The sequence below is a fragment of the Saccharopolyspora sp. 6V genome (genome assembly GCF_020176785.1).
In the GTDB taxonomy this organism is placed as follows: Bacteria; Actinomycetota; Actinomycetes; order Mycobacteriales; family Pseudonocardiaceae; genus Saccharopolyspora_C; species Saccharopolyspora_C gregorii.
Genome location: NZ_JAIUKB010000174.1, coordinates 1 through 1,347, shown reverse-complemented (window position 1 = coordinate 1,347; position 1,347 = coordinate 1). Strand labels below are relative to the sequence as shown.

Sequence of the window (1,347 nt, the reverse complement as noted above, 5' to 3'; positions counted from 1 at the left end):
CCCCCCCGGGGGGGGGGCCCCCCCCCCGCCCCCCCGCGGGGGGCGGGGGGGGGGGGCCCGGCCCGGCCGCCGCCCCCCCCCCCCGCGCCGCGCCCCCCCCCCCCCCCCCCCCCCCGCGTTCCACCGGGAGTTGCTACCGCCTGCTCCATTTCCGCGCGGTGCACGCCATTTCGCCCACTATCTGGAAATCGTTCGCGAGAAAGTGAACCTCCTGTTAAGGGGGTGCGATTTTCGTGCGCTGTGACGCAGGATGCATTGACTGCTGCGGAAAGTGTCGGACAGAGTGCTCAGCGTACTGGGGTGGACATGTGACCGGGGAGGGCTTCCGGTGCTGGAGGGGTGGCGTTCGCGCGCGCGTTTTCGCAGGCTGGTCAAGGAATTGGCGCTGCCTGCCGCCTGTTCGATGGATGAGTTGATCGAGTGCATCTCCGCGCGCCGGAAACGTCCGTTGCGCGTGCTCCCCTTTCCGGGGGCGGCGAATTCCGCCCGTCCGCACGGGCTTTGGGTGGAAGCCGCGGACACCGACTACGTTTTCGTCGAACCGCGTACCAGCGAACTGCACCGAAAGCACATCATCCTGCACGAGATCGGACACATCCTCGCGCACGGTGGAGCGGAACCCGCCGATCACTCGGAGCGGCGGGCGGCGCAATTCCGGCGGATGGTCCCGGATCTCGACCCGGGAACGGTGTCCCGGTTGCTGGCCCGCTCGCACGGCGGGCACGGTGCCGCGGCCGAGCGGGAGGCCGAGGACATCGCGGTCCTGCTGGGCAGCCGCATCCTGCCGACTCCGGTGCGGGTGGGCGGAATCGAGGAGGCGCTCGGGTTCGCGGTGGCCCCGTGGCCGCCGCCGCGGTGAGCTCGGTGGTGGAGTTCGTCGGCATCGGGGCGCTCTGGCTCGCGGTTCTGCTCCGCGCACCGCAGGCGTTGCGGCAGCGCCGGACCCGGGCGTTCTGGCTCATCGGAGCCGGGCTCGCGACGACGATGACGCTGCACACCGACGCTTCCTGCACGTGGTTGCGCGAATCCGCGTTGAGCCCGCAGGCGGTGCACGTGCTGCGCAATTCGATCGCGGTGACGAGTTCCTGCCTGGTGCTCCACGGTTTCTCGGCTTTCCTGCGGGTGCGTGGCGCCCGGACGCCGCTGCTGTGGGCCGGTGGGGCCGTGGTGGTCTCGCTGCTGGTCCGCTCCGATCTGTCCGCGGTCGGTTTCGCGGGTCCGCCGGTGCCGGTCGCGGTGCTGGACAGCTACTGGTCGGGTTTCCTGCTGCTGCACGTCGTCGCCGCCCCGGTGGGGGAGCGGTGGATTTTAAACAAAAACGCGCCCCCCACACCCAAAGACAGGGGG

Annotated in this window: 2 protein-coding genes; both read left to right on the top strand. The window is 70.9% G+C overall.

The features are described 5' to 3' along the window. The first annotated feature begins 328 nt into the window (after positions 1–328). On the top strand, positions 329–859 hold the full coding sequence (locus LCD35_RS27370; protein WP_224961038.1) for an ImmA/IrrE family metallo-endopeptidase: 531 nt from the start codon (positions 329–331) through the stop codon (positions 857–859). Beyond that, positions 841–1,347 (top strand): hypothetical protein (locus tag LCD35_RS27365; RefSeq protein WP_225045174.1); only part of this gene is annotated, 507 nt, incomplete at its 3' end. The genes LCD35_RS27370 and LCD35_RS27365, both read left to right, overlap by 19 nt.